The sequence below is a fragment of the Clavibacter sp. genome (genome assembly GCF_014802555.1).
Lineage (GTDB): Bacteria > Actinomycetota > Actinomycetes > Actinomycetales > Microbacteriaceae > Clavibacter > Clavibacter sepedonicus.
This window is the reverse complement of sequence record NZ_JAAVCB010000119.1, coordinates 1-6732: the sequence shown is the minus strand read 5'-3', so window position 1 is coordinate 6732 and position 6732 is coordinate 1. Positions and strand designations below refer to the sequence as shown.

The window sequence follows — 6732 nt, the reverse complement described above, 5'->3', positions numbered from 1 at the left end:
GTGCGGGGCGGCGGCCGGGACGCTCGCGCGCTTCGCGGGCACGTACGAGGAGCGGCGCGACTCGGGTGCGGCGGCGGATACGGCGCGGAGGCGACGGGCGCGGGTCGCGAGGGGCACGGTCTCCGCGGCCCCGGCAGCAGCGGGCTCGGCCTGCGCGGGGAGGTGCGTGCTCGGGGCGGCCGGGGCCTCGACCGAGACGTGGAGGATGCGGGGCGCGGGGCGCGGGGGCGATGAGCGCATCGGGGGCGACCTGCTCGGCGGGGGCGACCTGCTCGGGCTGAGCGTCCGCGACGCCGGACAAATCGGCGGGCGCCTCGACGGGCTGGTCCACGGGCTGCTCGGCCACGGCGACCGCGGCGACCGCGGGCTCACGGGGCTGATCCGCCTCCGCCCGGGGTGCGGATCCGCCCGATGCCCGCTCGGCGGCCAGGCGCTCGGCCTCGCGGCGCTCGCGTCGCGTCGGGTACACGGTCCCTGCGGTCTCGTCGGGGGTCAGCACGAGGGCCGCCGGTCGGAGGGCTGGGGGGCACGCGAGGCGTGGAGGCAGGACAGGATCGTGGAGCTCCTTGAGCAGGGGACAGGTGCAGCGCGATGCCGGCCGAGCGGTGTCGGGGCGTGCGCGAGCGACCGGTTCCAGCCCGGCCGCGATGTAACGGATCGGTAAAGGCTAACCTCCGGAAGGGATTCGCGCCACCCGGGGGATGCGCGCGGGGGGCTTCAGGGGCTATGCGCGCGGGCGCTCCAGCCGCTCCTCGAGGGCGCGCGCGAGCTCGGGATCCGCGGCGATCAGGAGCTCGGCGGACGCGGGTCCGCCGCTGATCCCGGTCACGCGCGCGCCGGCTTCCGCCGCGATCAGGGCGCCGGCCGAGTGGTCCCACGGCTTCAGCCCGCGCTCGAAGTACGCGTCGGTGCGGCCCGCCGCGACGTTGCAGAGGTCGAGCGACGCGGCGCCGATCCGGCGGATGTCGCGCACCTCGCCGAGCAGCTCGGTGATCACGCGGCCCTGCCGCATGCGCGTCTCCGCGCCGTACGAGAAGCCCGTGCCCACGAGCGCGAGGGAGAGCGGCACGCCCGCGTTCACGGCGAGCGGTCGGCCGTCGAGCGCGGATCCGCCGCCCGCCGTCGCCGTGTAGACCTCGCCGAGGGTGGGGTTCACGACGCAGCCGGCGCGCGCGGTCCAGGTGAGCGGATCCGCGTCGCCCTCGACCACGGCGACGCTCACGGCCCACGCGGGGATGCCGTAGAGGAAGTTGACGGTGCCGTCGATGGGGTCGACCACCCAGGTGAGGCCGGAGGTTCCGGACGTGCCCTCAGACTCCTCGCCGAGGAAGCCGTCCTCGGGGCGGACGTCTCGCAGCGCCTGCCGGATGAGGTCCTCGGTCTCGCGGTCGGTGTGCGTGACGATGTCCTCCGGGCTGGACTTCGACGCGGCGACCTCGACGCCCTCGCGGCGGCGGCGGAGCGCGAGCTCCCCGGCGCGGACGGCGATGTCGCGGGCGATGGTCAGGAGCTCGGAGTCACCGGGGGTCGTCATGCGACCAGCCTGCCAGAGGGGCGGGGCCGGCCGGCGCGCGGCGCTCAGGCGGGCGACACGGCGGCGCGCGCCTCGTCGGTCGACGCGGCGGCACCCTCACGGAGGCGCCCCCGCTCGATCCGGCGCGCGTTCCACAGCAGGCCGACGCCCAGCACCATCAGGCCGCCCGCCGCGAGCAGCGCCCACGCGCCGCCGGCGTGCGTCGTGATGAGCGCGGCGACCAGCGCGCCGAGCCCCATGCAGACGATCGCGCCGATGCGGCGGGCCCACGCGGCGCCCGTGCCGCCGGCGACGCGGCTGTCGGAGGAGAGGTTCACCATCGTCATCGTCACGACCACGGTCGAGAGGTCGCGCAGCCCGATGCTCTTCACGGCGGCCGCCTGAGCGCCGAGCAGCAGCGCGAGGAAGCCCGTGATGGCGATCATGACCCCGGTGTCGAGCGTCCCGACCGCGAGCCAGACCACGGCGAGCGCGAGCGTGACCAGGGCGCCCGTGACGAGGATCCAGACGGAGGAGCGCGGCAGGTGCACGTCGGTGGGCGCGCGTCGGGTGATGCGCGACGCGATCACCGCCCCGAGCATGAAGGCCACGAGCGCCACGAGGTTGTTGAGCACGGGGATGTCGGCGACGCCCACGAGGCCGAAGCCGATGAAGAGCACGTTGCCGGTCATGTTGCCGGTGAAGACGCGGTCGAGCGCGAGGTAGCTGACGCCGTCGATGGCGCCGGTCGCGGTCGTCATCACGAGCAGGGCGGCGATGTAGGAGCCCTCGGGCCAGGGACGGGACACGGGCGGATCTCCTCGGGCGGCTCGGGCGGCGGTCGCCCCAGGATACGGGCGGGTCAGGCGCTCTCGTCCCGCGTCGCCCGGGCTGCGGCGGACGCGAGGCGGGACACCTCGTCGTCGTCGAGCACGAGCTGCGCAGCGGGCATCAGCTGCCGGATCTGCCGGGCCGTGCGCGCGCCGACGAGCGCGCTCGCGATCCCGGGCCGACCGAGCACCCACGCGATGGCGACCTCGGCGACCGTGACGCCGCGCGTCCTCGCGACCTCCTCGGCCGCGCGCACGGTCGCGTGCCCGCCCGCCGACATGTGCTGCTCCGCGTCGAGCGCGCGGGCGGACGGCACCGCGGGCGCACCCGGCAGGTACTTGCCCGTGAGGAACCCCTTGGCGAGCACGCTGTGCGCGACGAGGCCGAGGCCCTCCTGCCGGACCACCGCCTGCAGCCGCCCCTCCGCGTGGTCGCGGACCAGCAAGCTGTACTCCTCCTGCACCACGCCGACGGGCACCGCGCCGGATCCGTGCGCGAGCGCCAGCGCCTGCTCGATCCGCTCGGGCCGGAACCCGGAGACGCCGACCAGCCGCGCCTTGCCCTCCTCCACGAGCTCGGACAGCGCGGCGACGGTCTCCTCGAGCGGGGTGCGGGTGTCGTCGAGGTGCGCGTGCACGATGTCGACGTGCGTCGTGCCGAGCCGGCGGAGCGAGGCGTCCACCCCGCGGCGGATGGACCGCGCCGACGTGCCGGGGGCGTCGCGGCTCTTGCCGACCTTGGTGCCGACGACCACGTCGTCGCGGCAGCCGCGCGCGGCCAGCCAGCCGCCGATGATCGCCTCGGACTCCCCGCCCTCGTGGCCCGGCACCCACTGCGAGTAGGAGGAGGCGGTGTCGATGAAGGTGCCGCCCTCCTCGCGGTACGCGTCGAGGATCGCCCACGCCTCGTCGCGGTCGGCGGTCCAGCCGAAGCCGCTCGTGCCGAGGCCGAGCGCGGAGACGACGACGCCGGACGTGCCGAGGGCGCGCGTGCGTGGGCCGGGTGCGGCGGGGAACATCGGTGGTGGATCCAGGTCGTCGGGCGTGCGCGCGACGGTGCGGGCACGGGCGGGCCCCGACGGACGCGTCGGGGACAGACGGACGGCCCCGCACAGCGGGGCCGTCCTCGTTCGGTGGCGAGTGAGGGATTCGAACCCCCGAAGGCTGAGCCGTCTGATTTACAGTCAGATCCCTTTGGCCGCTAGGGTAACTCGCCATGCGCACCCGACCCGTGTGATCACTGACCGGAGACGCTCGTCGATGATAGCGGTCGCCGACCCGCGAACCGAAATCGTCGGCCGCCGCCGCCGCGGGCCCGCAGCCGCCCGTCCCTTAACATGGTCCGCATGGCAGATTCCTCGTTCGACGTCGTCAGCAAGGTCGACCGCATGGAGGCGGACAACGCCGTCCACCAGACCCAGAAGGAGGTGGAGCAGCGCTACGACTTCAAGAACGTGGGCGCCTCCATCGAGTGGAGCGGCGACACCATCCTCATGAAGGCCTCCAGCGAGGAGCGCGTGAAGGCGATCCTCGACGTGCTGCAGACGAAGATGTTCAAGCGCGGCATCGGCCTCAAGAGCCTCGAGGAGGGCGAGCCCTTCGCCTCGGGCAAGGAGTACCGCATCGAGGTCACCCTCAAGCAGGGCATCGACCAGGCCAACGCGAAGAAGCTCGGCAAGATCATCCGCGACGAGGGCCCCAAGAGCATCAAGAGCCGCGTCGAGGGCGACGAGCTCCGCGTCTCCAGCAAGAGCCGGGACGACCTGCAGCAGACCATCGCGCTGCTCAAGGGCGCCGACGTCGACCTCGACCTGCAGTTCGTCAACTTCCGCTGATCCGCCGCGCCGCCCGCGGCGGCGCCCGCCCGGCCTGTCCGGCGGGAGCCGGGACCCCCGGGCGGCGCGGATGCGGCGGATAGACTCCGCCTGATGGACCCCTCGATGACCACCCTCATCCTCGCGGGGCTCGCGGTGCTCGTCGACTTCATCGTGCGCGTGGTGGCGCTGCTGGTGATCCCCCGCAACCGTCGGCCGTCCACCGCCATGGCGTGGCTCATGGCGATCTTCTTCCTGCCGTACCTCGGCATCTTCCTGTTCCTGCTCATCGGGTCCACGCGCCTGCCGAAGCGGCGCCGGGAGAAGCAGCAGGAGATCAACCGGTTCATCATCGAGTCGACGGAGGGCATCGAGCGCGTCACGCGCGAGCACTCGTGGCCGTCGTGGCTGGACTCGGTCGTGGAGCTCAACCGCACGCTCGGCTCCATGCCGCTCGTGGGCGGCAACCGCGCGAAGCTCTACAGCCACTACGACGAGTCCATCGCCGCGATGACCGCCGAGGTCGACAGGGCCACGCGGTACGTGCACGTCGAGTTCTACATCCTCGCCTGGGACGTGACGAGCGCACCCTTCTTCGACGCCCTCGAGCGCGCCGTGCAGCGCGGCGTCACCGTGCGCGTGCTGCTCGACCACATCGCGTCGCTGCGCGCACCCGGCTACAAGCGGACGACGCGCAAGCTCACGGCGATCGGCGCGGACTGGAACCTCATGCTGCCCGTCCAGCCCCTGCGCGGGCGCTACCAGCGGCCCGACCTCCGCAACCACCGCAAGGTGCTCGTGATCGACGGCCGCGTCGGCTTCATGGGATCCCAGAACATGGTGCACCGCAGCTACGACAAGGTCGTCAACCGCAAGCGGGGCCTCAAGTGGCAGGACCTCATGACCCGGCTCGAGGGTCCCATCGTGAGCGGCCTCAACGCGATCTTCATCACCGACTGGTACGCGGAGACCGACCAGCTGCTCGTGCGCGAGACCGACCCCATCGAGGTCGCGGCCTCGGACGACGACGAGGAGCTCGACTGCCAGGTCGTGCCGTCCGGCCCCGGGTTCCCCGGCGAGAACAACCTGCGCCTGTTCAACGCGCTGCTCTACTACGCGCAGGAGCGCATCGTGATCACGTCGCCGTACTTCGTGCCCGACGACTCCATGCGGTACGCGATCACCACGGCCGTTCAGCGCGGGCTCTCGGTCGAGCTGTTCGTCAGCGAGATCGGCGACCAGCCCGTCGTCTACCACGCGCAGCGCTCGTACTACGAGGAGCTGCTGAACGCGGGCGTGCGGATCTGGATGTACCGGGCCCCGTACATCCTGCACAGCAAGCACTTCACGATCGACGACGACGTGGCCGTCATCGGATCCAGCAACATGGACATGCGCTCGTTCAGCCTCAACATGGAGGTCTCGCTGATGGTGCGCGGCCCCGGCTTCGTGCGCGAGATGCGCCGGATCGAGGACGGCTACCGGAAGCGCAGCCGCGAGCTGACCCTCGAGGAGTGGAGCCGGCGCACGCGGTCCAGCACGGTGCTCGACAACCTCGCGCGCCTGACCTCGGGCGTGCAGTAGCGGCGAGGCCCTCGCCGGACGCGGGTCAGGCCGCACGCGGGTCAAGCGGCACGCGGGTCAGGCCGGACGCGGGTCAGGCCTGTCCGGCGTCCGCCGCGTCCTCGTCCTCATGGTCGTCGGCGTGGTCGTGCGCCTGCTCGTGGGCGGTGGCGCGGTCGAGCACGCCCTGGAGCAGGTCGCGGAGCCGCGAGTCGTCCACGTCGTCGCCGGCGATGTCGCGGCGGACCTGGTCGCCCACGCGCCAGATGACGGGGAGCATGTCGCGCCCGGCGTGCGTGAGGCCGACGGACAGGCGACGCTCGTCCGTCGCGTCGCGGAAGCGCGACACGTAGCCGAACACCTCCAGGCGCTTGAGCAGCGGCGAGAGCGTGCCCGGGGTGAGGTGCAGCTTCTCCGCGAGGTCGACGACCGCCTGCGGCTCCTCCTCGTCGAGGGCCAGCAGCACGAGGTACTGCGGGTGCGTCAGGTTGAGCGGCTGCAGCAGCGGCCGGTACAGCGAGACCACCGCGCGCGAGGCCGCGGCCAGGAGCACACCGGTCTCGTCCTGCAGCAGTGAGAGCGATCTCTGTGCCATCTCTTCATCCTCTGGCTCGTCAGTACGTCGATGCCGGGGTCTTGGACACTCCCTCCACCGTACGCCCGACAGCGCACGAGGATCCCCACGCACAGACAACCGTCGGCCGGATCCCCTGCGCGCTCACGCGAGCGTACGGGGAGCGGATACCACGACGAGGGCGCCCAGCACGAGCCACGGACCGAACGGGACGGCGGTCGACGCCCGGGCACGGCCCGCGACGAGCAGGGCGGTCGTCGCGACGCCGCCGAGCATCGTGCCCGCGGCGAGGCCCAGCGCGACCTGCGCGGGCCCGAGCTGCCCGAGCGCCAGGCCGATGACGCCGGCGAGCTTCACGTCTCCCGCGCCGCACGCCGCCGCCTGGACGAGGAGGCCGGATCCGCCCGCGACCAGCGCGAGCGCCGCGGCCGCGACGGC

The 6732-nt window shown here is 73.0% G+C and carries 6 protein-coding genes, 1 tRNA gene and 2 pseudogenes; 2 read left to right on the top strand and 7 right to left on the bottom strand.

Annotated elements, in window-relative coordinates; genetic code table 11:
• The 5 genes and pseudogenes from HDR73_RS13220 to HDR73_RS13200 form a co-directional block, all read right to left on the bottom strand.
• A pseudogene (locus HDR73_RS13220) lies at positions 1 to 240 on the bottom strand (M23 family metallopeptidase); the annotation flags it as partial.
• Between the two features lie 484 nt (positions 241 to 724).
• Entirely contained in the window at positions 725 to 1534 is an 810-nt protein-coding gene (locus tag HDR73_RS13215; protein WP_012300220.1) for an inositol monophosphatase family protein, read from the bottom strand.
• 44 nt (positions 1535 to 1578) lie between these two features.
• Complete coding sequence (locus tag HDR73_RS13210) at positions 1579 to 2322, bottom strand: YoaK family protein (RefSeq protein WP_012300221.1); 744 nt, start codon at positions 2320 to 2322, stop codon at positions 1579 to 1581.
• A 53-nt stretch (positions 2323 to 2375) separates the two neighbouring features.
• Positions 2376 to 3362 carry an aldo/keto reductase gene (locus tag HDR73_RS13205; RefSeq protein ID WP_012300222.1) on the bottom strand — a complete coding sequence of 329 codons (987 nt, stop codon included), beginning with the start codon at positions 3360 to 3362 and terminating at the stop codon, positions 2376 to 2378.
• A gap of 115 nt (positions 3363 to 3477) precedes the next feature.
• Positions 3478 to 3559 (bottom strand) — tRNA-Tyr (locus tag HDR73_RS13200).
• A gap of 130 nt (positions 3560 to 3689) precedes the next feature.
• Between HDR73_RS13200 and HDR73_RS13195 the strand changes: the two genes are divergently transcribed.
• Complete coding sequence (locus tag HDR73_RS13195; RefSeq protein ID WP_041464766.1) at positions 3690 to 4178, top strand: YajQ family cyclic di-GMP-binding protein; 489 nt, start codon at positions 3690 to 3692, stop codon at positions 4176 to 4178.
• 93 nt (positions 4179 to 4271) lie between these two features.
• A complete protein-coding gene (gene cls / locus HDR73_RS13190; RefSeq protein WP_041464767.1) occupies positions 4272 to 5741 on the top strand; it encodes a cardiolipin synthase in 1470 nt (489 codons plus the stop codon).
• Positions 5742 to 5814: 73 nt separating this feature from the next.
• Here the strand turns inward: cls and HDR73_RS13185 are convergent, their stop codons facing one another.
• On the bottom strand, positions 5815 to 6315 hold the full coding sequence (locus HDR73_RS13185; protein WP_041464768.1) for a MarR family winged helix-turn-helix transcriptional regulator: 501 nt from the start codon (positions 6313 to 6315) through the stop codon (positions 5815 to 5817).
• Positions 6316 to 6438: 123 nt separating this feature from the next.
• Positions 6439 to 6732, bottom strand: a pseudogene (locus tag HDR73_RS13180) (prepilin signalpeptidase); the annotation flags it as partial.

Bases quoted from the DNA above. Each gene is read 5' to 3' on its own strand.
- HDR73_RS13215 (WP_012300220.1), bottom strand. From the start codon at position 1,534: ATGACGACCCCCGGTGACTCCGAGCTCCTGACCATCGCCCGCGACATC.
- HDR73_RS13205 (WP_012300222.1), bottom strand. From the start codon at position 3,362: ATGTTCCCCGCCGCACCCGGCCCACGCACGCGCGCCCTCGGCACGTCC.
- HDR73_RS13195 (WP_041464766.1), top strand. From the start codon at position 3,690: ATGGCAGATTCCTCGTTCGACGTCGTCAGCAAGGTCGACCGCATGGAG.
- cls (WP_041464767.1), top strand. From the start codon at position 4,272: ATGGACCCCTCGATGACCACCCTCATCCTCGCGGGGCTCGCGGTGCTC.
- HDR73_RS13185 (WP_041464768.1), bottom strand. From the start codon at position 6,315: ATGGCACAGAGATCGCTCTCACTGCTGCAGGACGAGACCGGTGTGCTC.